The 21,522-nt window shown below is 70.0% G+C and carries 16 protein-coding genes and 1 tRNA gene; 11 read left to right on the top strand and 6 right to left on the bottom strand.

The window, feature by feature from the left end:
* Nucleotides 1-8 precede the first annotated feature (8 nt).
* Together C6P61_RS05495 and C6P61_RS05490 are read right to left on the bottom strand one after the other, a co-directional pair.
* Entirely contained in the window at nt 9-806 is a 798-nt protein-coding gene (locus C6P61_RS05495; protein ID WP_244908780.1) for an enoyl-CoA hydratase/isomerase family protein, read from the bottom strand.
* Between the two features lie 27 nt (nt 807-833).
* The gene (locus tag C6P61_RS05490; RefSeq protein ID WP_105728931.1) at nt 834-2,690 is read right to left on the bottom strand and encodes an AMP-binding protein; all 1,857 of its coding nucleotides are present in this window, start codon (nt 2,688-2,690) and stop codon (nt 834-836) included.
* 135 nt (nt 2,691-2,825) lie between these two features.
* On the opposite strand from C6P61_RS05490, the gene C6P61_RS05485 reads away from it, so the two are divergent.
* The 4 genes from C6P61_RS05485 to C6P61_RS05470 all read left to right on the top strand — a co-directional run bounded on the left by C6P61_RS05485 (nt 2,826) and on the right by C6P61_RS05470 (nt 9,930).
* The gene (locus C6P61_RS05485; protein ID WP_105728930.1) at nt 2,826-3,602 is read left to right on the top strand and encodes a helix-turn-helix transcriptional regulator; all 777 of its coding nucleotides are present in this window, start codon (nt 2,826-2,828) and stop codon (nt 3,600-3,602) included.
* A 69-nt stretch (nt 3,603-3,671) separates the two neighbouring features.
* Nucleotides 3,672-4,601 (top strand): prenyltransferase, encoded by a 930-nt coding sequence (locus C6P61_RS05480; protein WP_211296927.1) that lies wholly within the window; start codon nt 3,672-3,674, stop codon nt 4,599-4,601.
* A 137-nt stretch (nt 4,602-4,738) separates the two neighbouring features.
* Entirely contained in the window at nt 4,739-6,031 is a 1,293-nt protein-coding gene (locus C6P61_RS05475) for an exonuclease SbcCD subunit D (RefSeq protein WP_105728928.1), read from the top strand.
* A complete protein-coding gene (locus C6P61_RS05470) occupies nt 6,028-9,930 on the top strand; it encodes an AAA family ATPase (RefSeq protein ID WP_105728927.1) in 3,903 nt (1,300 codons plus the stop codon). Before C6P61_RS05475 ends, C6P61_RS05470 begins: the two co-directional genes overlap by 4 nt.
* Here C6P61_RS05470 and C6P61_RS05465 read toward each other — a convergent pair whose 3' ends face one another.
* The 3 genes from C6P61_RS05465 to C6P61_RS05455 are packed head-to-tail and all read right to left on the bottom strand — an operon-like array spanning nt 9,931 to nt 15,456.
* On the bottom strand, nt 9,931-12,939 hold the full coding sequence (locus C6P61_RS05465; protein WP_105728926.1) for an Hsp70 family protein: 3,009 nt from the start codon (nt 12,937-12,939) through the stop codon (nt 9,931-9,933).
* Nucleotides 12,940-12,955: 16 nt separating this feature from the next.
* Nucleotides 12,956-14,857: an Hsp70 family protein gene (locus tag C6P61_RS05460; protein WP_105728925.1), complete on the bottom strand. Its 1,902-nt coding sequence runs from the start codon at nt 14,855-14,857 to the stop codon at nt 12,956-12,958.
* Nucleotides 14,854-15,456: a DUF2760 domain-containing protein gene (locus C6P61_RS05455; protein WP_105728924.1), complete on the bottom strand. Its 603-nt coding sequence runs from the start codon at nt 15,454-15,456 to the stop codon at nt 14,854-14,856. The genes C6P61_RS05460 and C6P61_RS05455 overlap by 4 nt, the downstream gene beginning before the upstream one ends.
* Before the next feature lie 192 nt (nt 15,457-15,648).
* Between C6P61_RS05455 and C6P61_RS05450 the strand changes: the two genes are divergently transcribed.
* The 7 genes from C6P61_RS05450 (at nt 15,649) to C6P61_RS05420 (ending at nt 20,803) form a co-directional block, all read left to right on the top strand.
* A tRNA-Met gene (locus tag C6P61_RS05450) sits at nt 15,649-15,725 on the top strand.
* Between the two features lie 74 nt (nt 15,726-15,799).
* Nucleotides 15,800-16,948, top strand: coding sequence for an ABC transporter permease (locus tag C6P61_RS05445; protein ID WP_105728923.1), 1,149 nt, complete (start codon nt 15,800-15,802; stop codon nt 16,946-16,948).
* Nucleotides 16,945-17,730, top strand: a complete 786-nt coding sequence (locus C6P61_RS05440) for an ABC transporter ATP-binding protein (protein ID WP_105728922.1) — start codon at nt 16,945-16,947, stop codon at nt 17,728-17,730. The genes C6P61_RS05445 and C6P61_RS05440 overlap by 4 nt, the downstream gene beginning before the upstream one ends.
* A gap of 5 nt (nt 17,731-17,735) precedes the next feature.
* Nucleotides 17,736-18,677, top strand: a complete 942-nt coding sequence (locus tag C6P61_RS05435; RefSeq protein WP_105728921.1) for an MlaD family protein — start codon at nt 17,736-17,738, stop codon at nt 18,675-18,677.
* Nucleotides 18,678-18,697: 20 nt separating this feature from the next.
* On the top strand, nt 18,698-19,408 hold the full coding sequence (locus C6P61_RS05430; protein ID WP_211296926.1) for an ABC-type transport auxiliary lipoprotein family protein: 711 nt from the start codon (nt 18,698-18,700) through the stop codon (nt 19,406-19,408).
* 121 nt (nt 19,409-19,529) lie between these two features.
* Nucleotides 19,530-20,063: a phasin family protein gene (locus C6P61_RS05425; RefSeq protein ID WP_161126539.1), complete on the top strand. Its 534-nt coding sequence runs from the start codon at nt 19,530-19,532 to the stop codon at nt 20,061-20,063.
* A gap of 254 nt (nt 20,064-20,317) precedes the next feature.
* Nucleotides 20,318-20,803 carry a c-type cytochrome gene (locus C6P61_RS05420; RefSeq protein ID WP_105728918.1) on the top strand — a complete coding sequence of 162 codons (486 nt, stop codon included), beginning with the start codon at nt 20,318-20,320 and terminating at the stop codon, nt 20,801-20,803.
* Between the two features lie 61 nt (nt 20,804-20,864).
* On the opposite strand, the gene C6P61_RS05415 is transcribed toward C6P61_RS05420, so the two are convergent.
* The coding region (locus C6P61_RS05415) for a succinate dehydrogenase iron-sulfur subunit (RefSeq protein ID WP_105728917.1) at nt 20,865-21,522 on the bottom strand (658 nt) is incomplete at its 5' end.

Raw genomic sequence — 21,522 nt, 5'->3', positions numbered from 1 at the left:
GTCGTCCTTCAACGGCCGCGGTAATGCGGCGCACGTTTTTCCATGAAGGCGCGCGGTCCCTCGCGCGCGTCTTCGCTACCCAGCACGATGCGCTTGGTTTCGTCCTCCAGCGCGAAGCCCTCGGCCAGCGACCGGCCGCTGGCTTCGGTCACGGTCTGCTTGAGCCGGCGCACCGCCAGCGGACCGTTCTGTGCGATGCGCTCGGCCAGTTGCAGGGCACGGGTCATCACCTCGGCGGCCGGCAGCACATGGTTGACCAGCCCGATGGCGAGTGCCTCACGGGCGTCGATCGGGTCGCCGGTCAGCATCAGCTCCATGGCCTTGGCATAGGGAATCTGCCGCGGCAGGCGCACCATCGAGCCGGCAAACGGCACAACGGCCCGCTTGACCTCGGGCAGGCAGAAGGTCGCATGTTCGGCGGCGATGCGGATGTCGGTCCCGAGCATGAGCTCGAAGCCGGCGGCAAAGCAGGCGCCGTTGATCGCGGCAATCACGGGCTTGTGCAAGGGATAGTCACGCAGCGAGGAGGCTCGCATGACCTCGGGGTCCTCGAGCACGCGGTGATCCCAGGGGTCGGCGGGCGCGCGCTCGCCGCTCATGAGCGGGAGGGTGCGAGCCAGGTCACCACCGGCGCAGAAAGCCTGCTCACCGGCCGCGCCAATCACCAGCACCTGCAAGCCGTCGTCACGCTCGAAATCGATCACGGCATCGGCCAGGCGGCAGAGCATCTCGGGCGTGAGCGCGTTGCGCGCGGCAGGACGGTTCAAGGTGAGCACGGCCACCGCGCCCTGGCGGCGGTACAACAAGGGGGAATCCATATAGGTCCTGTTCAGTCAAGAGATCGTTGCCAGCCCCGCTTCGATGCGGTAGCGCAGGGCAAAGGGCGCCATGATCCGGCGCACGGCCTCGGCCAAGGCCTGCGGGGAGGCATCCGGGGAAGCGTGTGGCTGCAGCATGAAGATCACCGTGGTGACGCCAGCCTCGTCGCGCACCTCGACCTGGGCCTGCTCGGACAGGCCGGCGCGCTCGAGGCGCTCGCGCAAGCCGCGGCCGATCGCGGCCTGGCGCAGCGCTGGCTTGTAGATCTTGCCGATGGCGGTCTGAGGCAGCGCGGCCACCCGCTCGATGCGCTTGGGACAGGCCGGGCGCTCCGGGATGTACTGCTGGGTGAACCGGAGCAGCTCGGCCGGTTCGATGTCGGCACCGTCCTTGAGCACCACATAGGCGACCGGCAGTTCGCCGGCGTATTCGTCGGGCTCACCGACGGCGGCGGCCATCAGCACGGCGGGGTGGCGCATCAGGGCATCCTCGATCAGGTGCGGATCAATGTTGTGGCCACCACGCACGATCACGTCCTTGGCCCGGCCGGTGATGAAAACCCGGCCGTCGTGGTCGACATGGCCGATATCGCCCGTGATCAGCCAGCCGTCGTGGAAGGTGCCGGCATTGCGTTCGGCCTCGGTGTAGCCCGGCCCGACCGCGGGCCCCTGGACGCACAGCACGCCGGTGGCGCCCGCTGGCAAGGGCTGGCCCGCGCCATCGATGCTGCGCACCCGGGTATAGGGCAATGGCAAGCCGCAGGACCCCGGAACGCGCACACCGGCCACTGGCTCGATCGAGATCACGCCTGCGCATTCGGTCATGCCCAGGATGTTGCGCACCGGGATCGAGAACTGGCGCTCGAAGCCGGCGGCCACTTCGTCTGGCAACGGAGAGCCGCCGGTCAGCATGGCGCGCACCCGCGCGGCTTGGCCCGGCGCCGGCAGCGGCCCGGCCATCAGGCCGGACATCACGGTCGGCACCCCTGCCAGCAGCGTGATGCGGTGGCGCGCGACGAAGTCCCAGTAGCGCGCGACGAAGGCCTTGTTGCGCATGCCCAGCAGCGTCGGCAGCACCAGCTCGGCACCAGCCATCAGCGTGGACAGCCCATAGACGAAGGAGCCCGCGACATGGAACAGGGGAAAGCCGTTGAGCATCACGTCTTCATGGCCCATGCCGTACATCTGGGTCGCCCCCAGGGCCACATGCAGCTGGTTGCCATGCGTGTGCTGCGCCAGCTTGGGGCGGCCGGTCGTGCCGCCGGTGTGGAACAGCGCCGCCAGGCGGTCGCGCTCCAGCGGAACCTCGAATTCGAGCCGGTCGCCGCGCATGCGGGCCAGCGCGGCGTCGAAATCCTGTGCGCCGTCGGCAGCGCCCACCACCAGCACCTGCTTGAGCAGGGGGCAGCGCCGACTGATCTCGGTCACGCGCGACCAGATGTCGAGCTCGGGATGAGGGCCCAATGCGACCAGGATGTTGGCACCGGTGGCATGCACCAGCTCGGCCACATGCTCGGCGTCGAGCTGGTAGTTGACCGGACACAGCACGCCGGCGGTCTCGGCGCCGAGCAGAGTGAACCAGGCTTGCGGGATGTTGGGCAGCAGCGTCGCGACACGCGCGGGCTTGCCATCCGACAGCTGGCGAAACAGGTTGGCAGCGCGCCGGACCTCGGTCGCGAATTCCGCGTAGCTCCAGCGCCTGGCCGGCCGCTCAGGGTCGGGCGCTTCGATATAGGTCAGGGCCGTGCGCTCTGGCCAGTCACGGGTCGCCTGCTCCAGCGCCTCGAGAACGGAGCGATGGGGCTGATAGCTTTCGTAGGGCTGGCTTTCCAGCCTGGCGATGTCGATCGGAGCGGCAATGGCGGCGGTCATGGACGGGGGTCTCCTCGGGTCATGGCCGGCGGTCCGGCCTCTTGTTCTGGACCGGATGGAGATTAGAATCTGCGCGCGCTTCTGTCTGTCCACCCAGAAGAGGACAGGGAAACCCCCTGCACCTCCTTACACCCCATGCAGCTCATCGAATTGCCCCGTTCCCACGGTCTCCAGGCGGGCGGCTTGTCGGCGCTGGCTGGGGTGATCGGCCATGTCGGCAACCCGCATTTCGGCCAGCAGGCACTGGCCGACCTCAACCGCTGGATGCCGCTGGCCTGGTGGTCGGTCTACACCCTGTACCAGGATGCACCGCCCAGCCTGCACGCCCACGGCAGCATCCAGGCCTTTCCCGATGGCACGGCGGCTTCCTGGCGGGTGTATCGCGACTCGCTCTACCGGCGCGATGCCACCTTTGCCGTGGCGCGCGACCGGGTCGCGCCTGGCACGACGGCCATGGTGCACTGGAACGCCAGCGAGATTCCGATCGAGCACCGCTCGGCCATCTACAGCGCGCACGGCCTGCAGGAGCGCTTGTCGATCGTCACGCCCAGCGAGCGCCACGGGCTGCTCGCGATCAACTTCTACCGCCATGAGCATCAGCCGGTCTTCTGTGCCGACGCGATCGATGCGGTGGCCGACATGGCGCCGCCGCTGCTGGCCTGCGTGCAGCGCCATGTCACGCTGAATGCCAGCCTGCCGGCACAGTCTGACGCGCTCGAGGGTCTGACCGCGCGCGAGCGCGATGTCTGCCAGCGCCTGCTCAAGGGCTGGACCCAGGATGGCATCGCGGCCGACCTGGGCTTGACCGCGCCCACCGTCAAGACCTATCGCGACCGCGCGTTCAACAAGCTGGGGATCCGCTACCGGCACGAGTTGTTCGCGCGCGTGGCAGCCGCCCCCCAGGAACGCTAGCCGCGTCCAGTCCAGTCCGGCAGGGCTGGCGCTGGCGCTGGCGCTGGCGAGTCTTGCCACAATAGACGCATGACAACGAAACCCCCTACCCGCCTCGACTGGAAACTGCTGCTGCGCATGACCCGGCCCGGCTTCCTGACCATCACCGCGGTCGCCTGCCTGCTGGGCATCGCATCGGCCGCCAGCAGCAACGGGTCGACCGACTGGCGGCTGGCCCTGCTGACGCTGGTGCTGGCGCTGGCAGCGCATGCCGGCGCCAATGTGCTCAACGACTACCACGATGCGCTCAACGGCGCCGATGCGGCCAACCAGAGCGGGCTGTTTCCGTTCACGGGCGGCTCGCGGCTGATCCAGCAGGGCCAGGTCACGCCGGAGCAAACCCGTGCGCTGGCCTGGGGGCTGCTGGCCGGCGTGGCGCTGGGCGGACTGCTGCTGGCCTGGGTCACGGGTGGCGGGCTGCTGCTGCTCGGGCTGGCCGGGCTGGCACTGGGCTGGGCCTATTCGGCCCCGCCGCTCAAGCTGATGTCGCGCGGCCTGGGCGAGCTGGCCGTGGCGCTGGCCTGGGGGCTGATCGTGGTCGGCGCCGACCAGGTGCAGCGGCGCGACTGGCTGCTGCTGCCGGGAATCGCGGCATTCGGCTTTGCGCTGCTGATGGCCAATATCCTGCTGATCAACGGCTACCCCGATGCCGCCTCGGACGCGGCAGTCGGCAAGCGCACGCTGGTGGTCAGGCTCGGCGCTCGAGCCAGCGCCCGGCTCTATCTGCTGATGGCGCTGCTGGCGCATGGCTGGGTGGTGGGCGCGGCATGGCTGGGCTGGCTGCCGGCTCCGGCACTCGCGGGTCTGGCCTCGTTGCCGCTTTCGCTCGCAGCCAGCGGGCTGCTGTGGCTGCGCGCCGATCGGCCCTCAACGCTGCAACCGGCCATCCTGCTGACGATCGCGGCCGGAACGGTGCACGGGCTGGGGCTGGCAGCGGGACTGGCCTGGGTCGCCGGCTGAAGACCGGGCCAAGCCGGGACAGGCGGTCTGGGCGGTCTGGGCGGTCTGGGCGGTCTGGGCGGTCTGGGCCAAGACAGGATAGAGCAGGACAGGCCACGGATCAGTACGCCGGCCGGCTGCAGCAATAATCTCAGTCAATGAAGATCCTGCACACCTCCGACTGGCACCTGGGGCAGACGCTGCACCAGTACGAGCGCGGCTACGAACACGCCCGCTTCCTGGACTGGCTGCTCGAGCAGCTGGAGGCCGAACAGGTCGATGCGCTGCTGATCGCGGGCGACCTGTTCGACCACACCAACCCCTCGGCGGCCTCGCAGCGCCAGCTCTACGATTTCCTGACCCGGGCGCGCGCGCGGGTGCCGCAGCTGGCGATCGTGATGATCGCGGGCAACCACGATTCGCCAGGCCGGATCGAGGCGCCCGGGCCGCTGCTGTCGCTGTTCGACGCCAGCGCGATCGGTGCGATCGGTGCGGTCGGCAGACCGGCTGACGGCGCCAGCGACGCGAACGACGAAGATTCGGCAGCCCAGCTGGACCGGCTGATCCTGCCGCTCAAGGACCGCAGCGGCGCCGTCGCGGCCTGGTGCATCGCGATGCCCTTCCTGCGTCCGGCCGATCTGCCGCGCCTCGCCGCCAGCGAGACAGAAGCGCTCGACAGCTACCAAGCCGGCATGGCGCAGCTGTATCGCCAGGCCTGGCAGCGGGTGCAGGCGCGACGCCAGCCCGGCCAGGCCGTGGTCGCGATGGGCCACTGCCACATGCGCGGCGGCCAGGTGTCCGAGGAATCCGAGCGCCGGCTCGTGATCGGCGGCGCCGAGGCGCTGCCCAGCGCGCTGTTCGATCCCGGCATCGCCTATGTCGCGCTGGGACACCTGCATCTGGCGCAGCGCGTCGGCGGCGACCCGACGCGGCGCTATTGCGGCAGCCCGCTGCCGCTGTCCTTTTCCGAGGTCGACTACCCGCATCAGGTGCTACTGGTCGAACTCTCAGGCGAGGCAGTGACCGAGGTCAGGGAGCTGCGCATCCCGCGCGCGGTCGAGCTGCTGCGCCTGCCGCGGCAGCCGGCGCCACTCGAGCAGGTGCTGAAACAGCTCGAAGCGCTCGAGCTGCCGCAGCGGCCCGAGGCCGAGCAGCCCTATCTGCTGGTGCGGGTGCAGCTGGAACAGCCCGAGCCCGGACTGCGCGCCAGCATCGAGGCCGCGTTGGCCGGCAAGCCGGTGCGGCTGGTGCGGATCGAGACCAGCCATGTCCGGGCGGCCGAACTGTCCGAGGCCAACCCAGCACCCAAGGTCTCGGTCGAGGAGCTCGCCTCCCTGGAGCCGGCCGACTTCTTTGGCCGGCTCTACCGGCACCGCTTCGGCGCCGAGCCGGCACATGAGCTGCTGCAGGCCTTCGATGAACTGCTGCTCCAGGCGCAGGAGACAGCATGAAGATACTCGCGATCCGGGGCCGGAATCTGGCCTCGCTGTCGAGCGAATTCGCGCTCGACTTCACGGTCGAACCGCTGGCCTCGGCCGGCCTGTTCGCCATCACAGGTCCGACTGGCGCGGGCAAGAGCACCCTGCTCGATGCCCTGTGCCTGGCGCTCTATGAACGCACGCCGCGGCTGGCACGCGCGACTTCGCGCAGCGAAAGCGTGCCCGATGTCGGCGCCCATGCCGTCGGCAGCGCCGACCCGCGCAACCTGCTGCGGCGCGGCGCAGCCGAGGGCTGGGCCGAGGTCGACTTCATCGGCAGCGACGGCACCGGCTACCGCTCGCGCTGGAGCGTGCGGCGCGCGCACGGCAAGCACAGCGGCAAGCTGCAGGCCAGCGAGATCCGCTTCAGCCGGATCGCGGGCGACCAGGTGCTGGGCGACCACCGCAAGACCGAGACGCTGCGCCAGATCGAGGCCGTGATCGGACTGAACTTCGAGCAGTTCACGCGCGCGGTGCTGCTGGCGCAGAACGACTTCGCGACCTTCCTGAAGGCCAGCGACGACGAGCGCGCCGAGCTGCTGCAGACCCTGACCGGGACCGAGACCTTCTCGCGCCTGTCGACCCTGGCCTATGAGCGCATGAAGTCCGAGAAGACGGCACTCGAACGGCTGCAACTGCAATTGCAGGACTGCCAGCCACTGGAGCCGGCCGAGCGGACGCACCAGGAAACCGAGCTACAGGAGGTCAAGCGCCAGCTCGAAGCACTGGAGCGGGACCGATCGGCGCTGGCCGAGCGCCAGCGCTGGCAGCTGCAGCTTGAGCAACTGCAAGGCCAGCAGGCCGAGGCCGAGCGACTGCTGGCGCATGACCAGGCGGCCTGCGAGGCGGCACGACCACGCCGCGCCCAGCTGCAGCGCGTCGAGCGGGTCGAGGCAGCGCGACCGCTGCTGGTCGAGCTCGATCGCGTCGGGCAGGCGCTGGCCGGCGAACAGGCGCTGCTGGCAGACAGCCAGCTCAAGGCCGGACAGCTCGGGCAAGAGGTCGAGCAACTGACGGCCGCGCATGAGCAGGCCGGACTGGCGCTGCAGGTGCTAGAGCGCGAACAGGCCGCCGCACAGCCGCTGCTCGAGCAGGCCCGAGCGCTGGACGGGCGCATCGCCCTGACCCGGCCGCGCCTGGAGTCGGCGCGGCAGTCGCACCAGCAAGCGGCCGACGAGCTGGCACAGGCGCTGACGCGCCAGCAGCAGGCCCAGGCACGCCAGCAGCGCGAAGCCGCCGAACGGCAACACCTGCTGGCCTGGCTCGAACAGCACGAGGGCTGGCGTGCGCTGGCACAGGGCTGGCCGCGCTGGGAAGCCCTGCTGGCCCAGGCCGGTGGCTTGCGCGAACAGCAGCAAGACCTGCTGGCCGAAGAAGCCGAACAGGATTTGCAGGCCAGGCAGATCGCAGACGCATTGGCCCAGGCCAGCAGCCGGCAAGCCGATGCGGTAGCCGCCAGCGCGGCCGCAGCGGCCAGCCTGCAGGCGGCCGTCCAGGCCTGCGCGGCATTCGATCCGGAGCAGCTGGCGCGTGACAAGACCGCCTGGCAGGCCCGGCGCGAGTCGCTGCAAGCGCTGGCGCAGCTCTGGAGCCGGCGCCAGGAACTCGAGGCGCGCGCCGCCAGCCTGGCCGCACAGCAGGCGCAACAGGCGCAGGCCTTGAGCCAGGCCCGGGAAGCGCTGGCGGCCAGCGCCAACGGACGGGTGCTGGCCGAAGCCGAACTGCGCTCGGCCGAACAGGCCTGGCAGGCAGCCAGCCTGGCCGCGAGCGACAGCGCCGAGGCACTGCGCGCCAGCCTGCAGCCGGGCCAGCCCTGCCCGGTCTGCGGCGCCACCGAGCATCCGCAGAGCTCGCCGGTGGCCGATGCGGTGCTCGAGGCGCTGCGCGCCCATGCGCAAAGTCGCCGACTGGCGCTCGACGGACTGCTGCAGCGCCAGGCCGGCGCGCAAGCCGAACAGACGCTGGCCGAACAGGCGCTGCAGCAGATCGATACCGAGCGCTCGACGCTGGCGAGCCAGCAGCAGGTGCTACAGACCGATTGGAATGCACATCCGCTCCATGCAGAATGCTCAAGCCAGCCAGCCGAAACCATTCCAGGCTGGCTGGAGCAAAGCCAGGCCGAGACGCTCGCAGCCCTGCAGCACGCCAACGAACAAGAAGCCGGCCAGCGCGAAGCCTTGCGCGCCAGCGAACAGGCGCGGCTGGCGTTTGATGCCGCCAAGGCGCGCCAGGATCAGACGCGGCACAGCCAGCAACAGCTCGAGCAACAAGCCGCCCAGCTGGCACAGCAGGGACAGTCCCGCCAGCAACAGCTGGCACGGCTCGAACAAGCGCTCGAATCGGTGCTGGCCCAGCTCGATCAGGCCTTCACCCGATCGGCCTGGCGCGAGCAATGGCTGGCCGACCCCGAGGGCCATGGTGCCCGCCTGCGGCAATCGGCGCAGGACTGGTCCGGCGCCAGCGCGCAAGCCGAGGCGCTGCAGGCCAGCCTGCAGCTGCTGGCACAGGAAGCCGACAGCCGGCAGGAGGCCAGCGCCCTCGCGCAGCGCCAGCAGCAAAGCCAGGCCGAGGCACTGCAGCAGATCGAAAACGAACTGGCGGACTGCGAGTCCGGGCGCGCCGCACTGTTCGGCGGCCAGGCGGTGCAGGCCATCGACGCCGCGATGACGGCGGCGCTGGAGCAGGCCAGGACCAGGCTGGCCGGGCAGCTGGAGGCATTGAACCAGCTCCGCCAGCAACAGGCCCGGCTGCAAGAAGCGCTGCATCAGGCCGGATTCAGGCGCCAGCGCGAGCAGGACGCGCAGCGACAGGCGCAGCAGGCGCTGCAGGACTGGCTGGCCGGCTTCAACCGGGAAGCCCGGGAATCGAAACCATCCCAGCCGCCCGAGCAGGCTGAGCAGGCTGAGCAGGCTGAGCAGGCTGAGCAGGCCGATGCTGCCGCGCTGACGCTCGAAGGCCTGCAGCAGCTGCTGGCCACACCCGCCGCCTGGCTGGCGCGCGAGCGCGATCAGCTGCAGCAACTCGAACGGGCGGTGCAACAGGCGCAAGCCGTGCTGCAGGACCGCCGCGAGACGCTGGCGCGGCATGAGGCCAGCCGCCCCATGCCCGAATCGACCGATCAGGCAGATCAGGCAGATCAGGCAGATCAGGCAGATCAGGCAGATCAGGCCGGGAAGATAGCGAAGGAGCCGCAGGCAGCCGACCTGGCGCTGGCCGATCTCGAGCGACAGCGGCTGACGCTCGATCAGGCCTGTGACGCGGCGACGGCGCTGCAAGCCGGGCTCAGGCTCGCGCTTGCGCAGGACGATCAGCGGCTGGCGCAATCGGCCGGACTGCGCCAGCAGATCGAGACCCAGTCGGCACGGACCCGGACCTGGGAGCAGCTAGGCGAGCTGATCGGCTCGGCCGACGGCAAGAAGTTCCGCAACTTCGCGCAGCAGCTCACGCTCGACTTGCTGCTGGACTATGCCAATGCGCACCTGCAGGGGCTCACACGCCGCTACCGGATCGAACGGCAACGCGACAGCCTCGGACTGCTGGTGGTGGACCAGGACATGGGCGACGAGCTGCGCTCGGTGCATTCGCTCTCGGGTGGCGAATCCTTCCTGGTCTCGCTGGCACTCGCGCTCGGGCTGGCCTCGCTGTCGTCGCACCGGGTCAAGGTCGAGTCGCTGTTCATCGACGAAGGCTTCGGCAGCCTGGACGCCGAATCGCTCAATGTCGCGCTCGACGCGCTCGATCGGCTGCAGGCGCTCGGGCGCAAGGTCGGCGTGATCTCGCATGTGCAGGAGATGACCGAGCGCATCGGCACCAGGGTCCGGGTCAGCCGCCTCAACGGCGGCGCCAGCCGGGTCGCGGTCGAAGGCCCCTGATCAGCCCGCCAGCAGCCGCAGCCCGGGCGGCAGCGCCTCGCCATAGCTCAGGCGCTGTTCGGCCGCGTCGGGTTCGACCCGCTCGCGCAGCATGCGGCACCAGAGCTCGGGCGCCTTGATCTCGACCAGGCGCTGCAATACACGATCGCGCCATTCGGGCGCCAGGTCGCGCGCGCGGTCACCACTGACGCGCGCGATATGCACCGCGGCAAAGGCGGCCGGCTCGACCCGACGCCAGTCCAGCGCCAGCAGCGCCTGCAGCCAGGCGGTCGCAACCTCGGGCGAAACCAGGTTCTGCGCCTGGCCGTAGAGCGAGACCCGCGCCCCCAGCCGGCCGACCACCCACCAGGCGCTGGCTGGCTCGGTCGGCTTGCCGCCCGATTTAGCTCCTGCCTTGCCTTCACGGGCCGAAGCGCCGGCAGCGCTGGCGCCACTGGCCTGGGCGGTTTTCTGCAGCCGTCCGACCAGCCACTGACCCAGTTCGGCACGATAGGCCTGCGGCACCCGCTCGAGCGCGGCCACCAGCCGCAGCATGTCGTCATAGCTGCCCTTGAGCGGATGGGAGGCCTGGCGGCTCGTGACGATCTGCTCCAGCGTCGCCCCGACGGTCTGCAGCAGCTCGAGCTGTTGCGCCTCGCCCAGGCCGCCAGCGGCCCGGCGCCAGAGCGTCCACCATTCGGACCAGTTATTGCTCTCGGCACCGAACTGCAGGCCTTGCGGATAGAGTTCCCACAGCTGGGCCACGCGCCAGTCATCGAGCGGCGCGCCGGTTCCCGGGCGCAGGCAGTAGCCGGCCAGGTTCAGCCAGGCGCGCTCATGCTCGGCCGAACGGCGCCGGCGCTGGGCCCGCGCCAGCAGCGCATCGAACAGCGCGCGCAGCAACGCCAGCTCCCAGGCCTCGCGCGGCCCCAGCAGTCGCTCCAGACCGGCGCGCAGCTGGCGCACCTCCTTGGCCTCGACCCGCTGCGAGCCCTCGCCAAAGACGCGCTCGAGCAGCGCCAGCGCCTCGGCCAGCCGGGGATGTGCAGTCGGCCCGGTATCGGCCCCACCAGTCCCACCAGTCCCGTCAGTGGCATCAGCCGCGTCCGATTCGGCAGCACCGGCGCCGCGCAGCTGGAATGCCAGCTGCCAGCGCTGGGTCGGGTCATCACAGGCCACGCAATGCACCTCGAGCGTGCCGACCTCGGTCATGCGGGTCAGCAGCTCGACCGTGACCTCGGCGCGGCGCTGCCCCTGCCCTTGCCCTTGCGTAGGCGCGAGCACGGCCGCGAGCGCGGGCAGGCGAACGAAGCGCTCGGCATCGAGTTCGACCAGCTCGCCGGCCTGCCAGGCGCCGTCACCCGAGGCCGATACCAGATGGAAGCGCACCGCCTGGCCCAGCCGCAGCGCAAAGCGCCGGCCCGGCAAGGCCAGCTCGCTGCCCTCGGGCGTGCCGCGCGGCAGCAGGCACAGGCCCTGGGTGCGGCCCTGCTGCTCGAGCAGCAGGAAATAACTGCGCGCCGCGCCGCCGCCAATACTTGGGCCCAGTCCGGGCAGGCGGCTGGCGCGCAGCAGCGCCTGCGCCACCGCACCGCGCGCGACCGCGAGGTCGGGGTCGGCGTTGTGCAGCAGGCGCAGCGGCTGGCCACGCCAGGACTCGAGCAGCTGGCACAACCGGCGCGCCAGTGCCGGGGCGCGGAACACGCCGCCATTGAGCAGCAGCGTATCGGGCAGCGGAAAACCGCCAACGCCATCCGGCACGCCAGGCCCCAAGGCCTCGCGCGCGGCGGCGGCATGGCGCTGCAGGAATTCAGCCAGATGATGCGTGATCGCCGGATCGGCCGGATAAGGCAAGCCGAACTCGACCAGGCCGGCACGCCGCTTGCGCGGGCGTTCGGAGGCCGGCGCTAGCGGCAGGAAGCCATCGACCACCAGCCGCTCGACCTCGTCGCGCGCCAGATCGACCGAACGCGCGCTGCCGACCAGGCGCGAACCGCTGCCCAGCAACGTGACCGACACCGATTCGGGCGCCTGGTCCGACAACAGCAGCTCCTTGGCGGCGCGGCAGCGCTGGACCAGCTGCGACAGGCCGGCCGCCGGCAGCGGCGCGCTGCCAGCCAGGCGACGCTCGACCTGATGCGCCAGCGCCAGGTCCATGTTGTCGCCCCCGAGCATCAGGTGGTCGCCGACACCGACGCGGGTCAGCTGTGGCGGGCCGCCCGCGGCATCGGGCTCGACCCGCACCAGCGTCAGGTCGGTGGTGCCACCGCCGACATCGACCACCAGCACCAGCCGGGAGTCCGCCAGTTCAGCGGCCAGCCGGTCGCGATGGCGCAGCAGCCAGTCATGAAAGGCCGCCTGCGGCTCCTCGAGCAAGCGCAGCGCACCGAGTCCGGCCAGCCGCGCGGCTTCGAGCGTGAGCGCGCGCGCGCCCTCGTCGAACGAGGCCGGCACCGTCAGCGTGAGCGCCTGTTGTTCGAGCGGATGGTCGGGAAAGCGCGCCTGCCAGGCCGTGCGCACATGGGCCAGATAGCTCGCGCTGGCCGCGACCGGCGAGACCTTGGCCACCTCGTCGCCAGCGCCCCAGGGCAGGATGGCCGCGCTGCGGTCGACGCCCGGGTGCGACAGCCAGCTCTTGGCGCTCGCCACCAGCCGCCCCGGCCGCTGCGCGCCGAGCTGCTGGGCCCAGCGCCCGATCACCGCTGGCGGCCACTGGACAGCAGCTTCGCGACCGCCACCGGCATCGGCATCGGCATCGGCATCGGCACCATCGTCGTGCCCGATCAAGGCCGAAGCCGAGGCCAAGACGGGATCAGGCCAGGGCAGCTGCAAGTCGGACTCAGCCAGCTCGCCCGGCGCCGGGTGGTAGCGCAGCGAAGGCAGCAGCGCCAGCGCCGCGACCTGGCCCGACGCGACCAGCTGCTCGATCTCGAGCAGCCGGACCTCGGGCTGGTCCGCCGCCAGATCGGCCCAGGCCACCACCACATGGCTGGTGCCCAGGTCGACGCCGACCGCGTAGCGCGGGCTCAACTCGGGACCTGCCACCTCAGGCCGGCACCTGGGCCAACGCCTCGGCTCGCACGTCGAGCTCGACCTTCCAGCGCTCGTGGCCACCGACCGGCAGCGCCTCGAGCTCGATGGTGCCGGTCTCGGTCACGCGCGCCTGCAGCCGCACCGCGACCACCTCGCCCGGCGCGCGGCCCTCGGCCGGCAGGCTGACCTCGATCTCCTGCAGCTCCTGCAGCTCGTCCGGGCTCCAGAAGTCGAGCAGCGCGCCGACCGGGTCCTGGCGCCGCACGCTCGAGCCGAAGAAACGAAAACGCACCGGCTCGCCGACCACCAGGCCGAACTGCTGCTCGGGCAGCGGCGCCTCGGTCCCCTCCTCCATGCCGAACGGCGCCAGGCACAGCGCCTGCAGCGGCGGCTCGAAGCCCGGGATCGCCGGCATCGATGACTCGACACCGACGTAATAGGACTGGGCCGTGCCGCCACGAATGCGCACGCCACGGCCGCGCCGCACATAGCCGTAGTAGGCCGCGCCGCGCGCGACCGCCAGGTCGAGGTCGGCGCCCGGCAGCAGGCGTGCCGGCGGCGCGCCGTCGGCGACCAGCCAGCCATTGAGCGTCTCGAGCAGGCGCTCGGCAATCAGCCCCGACTTGAGCACGCCGCCGTTGAACAGCACCGCGGTCGGGTGCAGGAAGGTCGCGGCATAGGGCTGCGGCACGCCAAAGCCTTCCAGCGACTCGGTCGCGCCGAGCTGGCGGCTCAGGAAGGCCGCCAGGTGGCGCGTGACCGCCGCATCCTGCGCGTAAGGCAGGCCGAGCTGGGTCAGGCCGGCGCGCGCGCGGCTGACCGGCTGGTCGCTGGCCTGTGCCGGCGGGAAGAAGCCTTCGAGCAGCAACTTGCTGAGCTCGGCGCGCGTGACCTCGGTCCGGATGCTGCCGCCGATCAGCTTCGAGCCGCGGCTCGGCACCACCACCGGCACCGCGTCGAGCGTCGCGTCATTGAGCAGCGCCTCCTTGGCGCCGCGGCAGGCATGGGCCAGCGCGCGCGTCTGCCAGGCGTCGAGCCGGCTGCCCTGCTGCGCCAGCTTGGCAGTCACGCCATAGGCCAGCGCCAGGTCCATGTTGTCGCCGCCAAGCAGGATATGCTCACCGACCGCGACCCGGTGCAGCTCGAGTTCGCCGTCGCGCTCGAGCACCGCGATCAGCGACAGGTCGGTGGTGCCGCCGCCGACGTCAACCACCAGGATCAGGTCGCCGCGCCGGACCGACTGGCGCCAGCCGCCCGCGCTCTGCTGAATCCAGCTGTAGAGCGCGGCCTGCGGCTCCTCGAGCAGGGTCAGCTGTTGGAAGCCCGCCGCCTGCGCCGCCTCGGCGGTGAGCTCGCGCGCGACCGGATCAAACGAGGCCGGAATCGTGACCGTGACCTGCTGCTGCTCGAAAGGCGCTTCCGGATGCGCCTGGTTCCAGGCCGCCTTCAGGTGCGACAAATAGCGCACCGAGGCTTCCAGCGGCGAGACCCGCTCGACCTCGGCCGGCGCCTCGGCCGGCAGGATAGTCCCGCGCCGGTCCACGCCCGGGTGGCAGAGCCAGCTCTTGGCGCTCGCGACCAGCCGGATCGGCGTGGCCGCGCCGCGCGTGCGGGCAAATTCGCCCACCGCGTAAGCCTGGCCAGCCGCCCAGGGCAGGCCCAGGTCGCCCGGCGCGAGTTCGCTCTCGTGCGGCAGATAGAGGAAGGACGGCAGCAGCGGCTTGTCCTCGACCGAGCCAGGGCCGGTCAGCTGCGGGATCGGCAGCACGCCCTGCACCACCTTTTCTCCGTCGCTGGCCTCGGTATCGACCCAGGACAGCGCGCAATGCGTGGTGCCCAGGTCCAGACCCAGGCTGTAGCGCGGCTGCGCGGCTGGCTGATCCGCTGCGGGATTCTGATTCGGAGTCTGGTTCACAGCTCGACCTCCGCCTGCGCCAGCACGCTCGCATCATGACCCTGGCCCAGCTTGGGCAGATGAGTCTCGGTCGCGCGCCAGCCACGGTGGCCCAGCGTGCCGGTGAAGGGCGGCTGGCCGACCACATGGCCCGTGACGCGCACGGCAGCGGCATCGAAGCCGGGCTGCAACGTCAGGCGGCTGCCCTCGGCCTCGGCGCGCACCGGCTCGAAAGTGAAATGCTCGCGCAGCACCTTGCGGCAGCCCTCGTGCACGACGCGGGCGGCGGCGCCGATCTCGGCATCGCCATAGGCCTGGACATCTTCCTGCACGAAATCGATGAAGCGGGCCTCGCGTTGCAGCAGGCCCAGCAGTTGCAGCGCGGCAGTCTCGGGCGCGAGCTGGGGCTGCGGGATGGGCGCAGGCGGCGCTGCCACCGGCGCGACAGGCGCCACAGGGGCAACGGGCGCGACCACAGGAGCCGGTGCGACCGGCGCGGGCCAGCCCTCGCGGCGCAGGCGCTCGACATCGGCGGCGAAGCCGGGCCGTGACAGGATGGAGAAGAAGCTGGCCAAGGCCAGCGACAGGCGGCTCAGCAGATTGGGGCTGTGGGTGCTCATGAAAAAGTAAATCCGGTTCGAGATAGGGGGGCCAGCCCGGCAAGGCGGCCCTTGGCGGTGACCTGTCTGGTGCAGGCCCTCTGGCTCTGGGTGGCTGCGATATTACTAAATGGTGACTGGCGCGCTAACATGAAACATTTTTGACCCAGGTCCGGGCATCGGACCCGATCTCAGGCATAATAGAGCCTCTGACGCGCGGTGGAGCAGCCTGGTAGCTCGTTGGGCTCATAACCCAAAGGTCGCAAGTTCAAATCTTGCCCGCGCAACCAAACATCATACGCCCAGCAGTTTCGACTGCTGGGCGTTTTGGTTTTTGTCGCCTCAGCCCGGCTATAGTCGGCCCATGTCGTCAGATCCCGGCCCAGGGCAGTTCCAGTTCACCCCGATGGCGGGCGCAGCCTGCCTGCGGCTGAGCGGCGACTGGACCCTGGCCCACCATGGCGCGCTGGCGCAGCAGCTGCAGACCCTGCAGCCGCCGCTGGCGGCAGACTGCCAGATCGACTGCAGCGAACTCGGCGCGCTCGACACCGCAGGCGCCAGCCTGCTGCTGCAACTGCTCGGCAGCGAACGGCTGCAGCAACTGAGCCAGGACACCAGCGCCTTGACACCCGAACGACGCGCCCTGCTCGGCGCGGTCGCGCGCGCCATGCAGGCGACGGAGGCCCAAGCAACGCCAGCGCCGGCAGGCAGCGCGATCGGCGACCTGCTTGAGCAAGCCGGCCGGGCGATGCAGGGCTTCTGGCACCACGGCGTGGGCCTGTCGGGCTTCATCGGACTCACGCTCGAAACCGGACTGCGCCTGCTACCGCGCCCGCGGCGCTGGCGCCTGACCGCCTTCGCGGCCCAGCTCGAAAGCACCGGACTCCATGCCTTGCCGATCGTCGCGCTGCTGACCTTCCTGGTCGGCGCGGTGGTCGCCTTCCTGGGCGCGACCGTGCTGCAGACCTTCGGCGCCAGTCTCTATACGGTGCACCTGGTCGCATTCGCCTTCCTGCGCGAGCTCGGCGTGCTGCTGGCCGCGATCCTGGTCGCGGGCCGCACCGCCAGCGCCTTCGCGGCCCAGATCGGCTCGATGCGCGCCGACGAGGAAATCGACGCACTGCGTGTGATGGGGCTCGATCCGGTCGAGCTGCTGGTGCTGCCGCGCGTGCTGGCGCTGCTGGTCGCGCTGCCGATCCTGGGGCTGGTCGCAATGGCCTCGGGCGTCGCGGGCGGCATGCTGGTCTGCGCACTGCAGCTCGACATCTCGCCGGCGATGTTCTTTTCCGTGATCGAACAGCAGATCGGCCTGCGCCACTTTGTCGTCGGCCTGAGCAAGGCGCCGGTGTTCGCCTTCCTGATCGCCGTGATCGGCTGCCTCGAGGGCTTCAAGGTCGCGGGCAGCGCGCAGTCGGTCGGCGAGCACACCACCTCGGCCGTGGTGCAATCGATCTTCGTCGTGATCGTGGTCGATGCGGTCGCCGCGCTGTTCTTCATGGAGATGGGCTGGTGAGCGCCGTGATCGAGGTGCGCGGGCTGCGCAACCAGTTTGGCAGCCAGATCGTGCACGAGAACCTGGAGCTGGATCTGCTGCGCGGCGAGATCCTTGGCGTGGTCGGCGGCTCCGGGACCGGCAAGTCGGTGCTGCTGCGCACCCTGGTCGGGCTGAACCGACCCCAGGCCGGCAGCGTGCACCTGTTCGGCCAAGACCTGCTGACGCTGGCTGGCGAGCCGCGCCTGGCGCTGGCGCGGCGCCTGGGCGTGCTGTTCCAGCAAGGTGCGCTGTTCTCCTCGCTGACGGTGAGCGAGAACATCGCGCTGCCGCTGATCGAGCACGCCGGCCTGTCGCGCCCTGATGCCAGCCGGCTCGCCGCACTCAAGATCGCGCTCGTTGGCCTGCCGGCAAGCGCCGGTGCCAAATACCCGTCCGAGCTCTCGGGCGGCATGATCAAGCGCGCGGCCTTGGCGCGCGCGCTCGCGCTCGACCCCGCCATCCTGCTGCTCGACGAACCCACCGCCGGGCTCGATCCAATCAGCGCGGCGGCGTTCGACGCACTGATCCTGACCCTGCGCGACGCGCTCGGGCTCACGGTCTTCATGGTCACGCACGACCTCGACACCCTGCACGCGATCAGCGACCGGATCGCGGTGCTGGCCGGCCGGCGCGTCCTGGTCAGCGGCACGCTGGCACAGGTCGCCGCGACCGATGACCCCTGGGTGCGCGACTATTTTCACGGCCCACGCGGGCGCGCTGCCGCCAGCGGCCAGCCGCCGCCACGAACCCACCCGACTTGAATGCCATGGAAACCCGAGCCCACCATATCCTGATCGGCCTGTTCACGCTGCTGGCCGCCGTCGCCCTGCTGGCGATTACGCTCTGGCTCGGCAAGGCCGGCGGCGAGCGTGCCAGCGACCTGTACGACATCTGGTTCGAGGAAGCCGTCTCCGGCCTGTCGCGCGGCAGCAAGGTCGAGTTCAACGGCATCCGCATCGGCGAGGTCTCGGACCTGCGGCTCGACCCCAAGGACCCCCAGCGCGTCTACGCCCGCGTCAGCGTCGAGCACAGCGCCCCGATCCGCAGCGACACCCACGCGCGGCTGGTGCTCGCTGGCGTGACCGGCACCTCCTTCATCCGCCTGAGCAGCGGCAGCGATCCGGACAGCCGCCCACTGCAACCGCAGGGCGGGCAGGTGCCCGTCATCGTCGCGACACCGTCCCAGATCAGCAAGCTGATGGACCAGGGCGAGGACGCGGCGCTCAACGTCAACGAACTGCTGATCCAGACCCGGGCCATCGTCTCGGCGGAGAACGCCGAGAGCCTGCGCCGCACGCTCAAGCATGTCGAGCAAGCCAGCGCCACGGTGGCCGAACAGCGCGAGGAACTGGCGCGGGCCATGCGCGCGCTGGCCCAGGCCAGCGAGCGCGCCAACGCCGCGCTCGAGCAGGCGACCCGACTGCTGGCGACCAGCAACCGGCTGCTCGATGAACAGGGCAGCCAGACCCTGCAGGGCGCCCAGCGCTCGCTGGCGGCGGTCGAACAAACCATGACCACGGTCCAGCAGCTGGTCGCCGACAACCGCGGCTCGCTCGACAGCGGCGCGCGCGGACTCAGCGAAATCGGCCCGGCGCTGGCCGAGCTGCGCGCCACCCTGGCCTCGCTGCGCCAGATCAGCCGCCAACTCGAAGACAGGCCCGCCGATTTCCTGCTGGGCCTGGAACCGATCAAGGAGTTCCAGCCGTGATGCCGACCCGATCCTCCCCCTTGAACGCAAGCCGCCGCCAGGCGCCGCAACCGCTGTGCCGCCCTGCCCTGGCCCGCACCTTGGCCCTGGCACCGCTGCTGGGACTGCTGCTGGCGGGCTGCTCGTTGCTGCCCAAGTCGGCACCGGTCGATCTCTACCAGCTGCCGTCGGCGCTGCCGCTGCAGGCGCCTAGCGCAAGCAGCACTGCGCAACGACCGGAATCGCTGCGCGTGACGCGGCCGACCGCCGGTACCCTGCTGGCCGGGCAACGCATCATCGTGCTGCCCGAAGGCGACCGGGTCAGCTATTACAAGGGCGCGCAGTGGAGCGAGCCGGCACCGCTGCTGCTGCGCAACCGCCTGCTCGACGCGCTGCGCCACGACGGACGCCTCACAACGCTCAGCAGCGACGACCGCATGCTGCAGGCCGATTTCGAGCTCGACGGCGAGCTGCGCGCCTTCCAGAGCGTCTACCAGGGCGGCTCGCCGCAGGTGCTGCTGCAGCTGGACCTGCGGCTGGTGCAGCCCGCCACGCAGCGCATCGTCGCCAGCCGCCGCTTCGAGCAGCGGCAGCCCGCCGCGGATAGCGCGCTGCCCGCGGTGGTCAGTGCCTTTGGCCAGGCCAGCGACCGGCTCGCGCTGCAGGTCGTGGACTGGAGCGTCGAGCAGATCGCCCAGACACCGCGCCCAGACGACCGGCCCGCAACGGCGACGGCAGTCGAACAAAAATAAACACCACCGGGGCAAGAAAAGCTTTGCCAGACTCGGCCGGTCCCCTTAGAATGAGCTCATGTTGCAGTGCAACATAAATAATCGCACTTCCCTTCTACTACCGCTACCAAAGGCCCGAGTCATGCTGAACAACGAACAATTCTTCGCCAACTACAAGAACACCATCGAGCAAATGCTCGCCAGCAACCCGGCCGCTCCCGAAAGCGTCAAGAAGCTGGTCGAACTGAACCTGCAGACGGCCGAATCCGCCGTTGAAGATGCCAGCAAGCTGGCCCAAGCCATGACCGGCGCCAAGAACCCGCAAGAAGTGATGGACCTGCAGACTTCGATGCTGAAGTCGGTCACCGAGCGCACCATGTCCTACAGCCAGAAGCTGGTCGAGATCGTCTCGAGCACCGCGGCTGACGTCAACCTGGGCAAGTTTGCTCAAGGCTTCGCCGGCAACGGCCAGCAGCCCTTCATGGCTGCCTTCGAGAACATGACCAAGTCGGCACCGGCCGGCACCGAGCCGATGGTCGCCGCCATGAAGAACGCCATGTCCGCCGCCACCAGCGCGATGGAATCGATGCAGAAGGCCATGACCCAGGCCAGCTCGCAAGCTCAAGCCAGCTTCGGCGCCATGACCGGTGCTGCCAAGGGCGGCAAGAACGCCTGAGGCCTGACCGGGCCCGAGCGCCGCGACAGCCGCGCTAGCTTCTGCTGCGTGGCCTGTCACAGGCGCCAGACCAAAAACCCCGCCCAGCGAGCCTGGCGCGGGGTTTTTTGTTGGCGCTGCCGATTCCGGGCACCCAGTTCCTGGCGCATGAACCCGCCCGCGCCTCGCTGCTGTTGCCTTTCTTGTTGGATGACTGCATTGATGGGTGCAGAATAGCTTCAATCTACGACAGCATGCCTTGGGCAAGGAGCAGGATGAACAAGAAGATCGGGACATGGCGCTGGCGCGCTGCGGCTGTGGCAGCCATGGCGGGCACAGCGCTGCTGCTGGGCGGCTGTGCGCTGGAGTTCGGCAATTCCAAGCCCGCGCGGGCAGTGGCGCGCTGGTTGCAGCCCACCGGATCGGTCTACAGCGGCTGGCGGGTCTATCAGAGCCGCTGTGCGAGCTGCCATGGCACGGCCGCTACCGGCACCGAGCTCGGTCCCGACCTGATGCCGCTGATGCGCACCATGGGACCACGCCGCTTCGTCGGACTGGTGCTGCAGCGCTATGACTGGGCCCGTCCCGTGGGCCAGAGCCCGGAGAGCTGGATCGACCAGGCGGTGCAGCGGCGCGAACACCCGGTCGCGATGCCGGCCTGGCAGGAAGAGCCGGCCGTCAACGCCCACATCATGGACCTCTATGCCTACCTGTCGGCACGCGCCGACGGCAGGCAGAACGGCGACCGGCCGACGCCCTGAAACCGGCCCGCCATCAGCCGCCCTGCACTGCTGGGCAGAGCGGCCTGGTGCTCGCCGACCGTCAGATGGCGCGGCGGATCATGAGTTCCTTGATCTTGCCGATGGCCTTGGTGGGATTCAGGCTCTTGGGGCAGACGTCGACACAGTTCATGATCGTGTGGCAACGGAACAGGCGGTACGGGTCCTCGAGGTTGTCGAGGCGCTCGGCCGTCGCGTCATCGCGGCTGTCGGCGATGAAGCGGTAGGCCTGCAGCAGACCGGCCGGGCCGACGAACTTGTCCGGGTTCCACCAGAAGCTCGGGCAGGAGGTCGAGCAGCTCGCGCACAGGATGCACTCGTACAGGCCGTTGAGCTCCTCGCGCTCCTCGGGCGACTGCAGTCGCTCCTTTTCCAGCGCCGGCGTCTGGTTGATCAGGTAGGGCTTGACCGAGTGGTACTGCTTGAAGAACAGCGTCATGTCCACGATCACGTCGCGGATCACCGGCAGGCCCGGCAGGGGCTTGAGGGTGATCACGCCCGGCAGCGTGTTCATGTTGGTCAGGCAGGCCAGGCCGTTCTTGCCGTTGATGTTCATCGCGTCCGAGCCGCAGACGCCTTCGCGGCAGCTGCGACGGAAGGAGATCGAGGGGTCGACCGCCTTCAGCTTCATCAGCGCGTCCAGCAGCATGCGCTCATGGCCGTCGAGTTCGACCTCGATGGTCTGCATGTAGGGCTTGGCG

It is taken from the genome of Malikia spinosa, from assembly GCF_002980625.1.
GTDB classification, from domain to species: Bacteria; Pseudomonadota; Gammaproteobacteria; order Burkholderiales; family Burkholderiaceae_C; genus Malikia; species Malikia spinosa.
The sequence above is the reverse complement of the archived record's forward strand: the minus strand, read 5'-3'. Positions and strand labels throughout refer to the sequence as shown.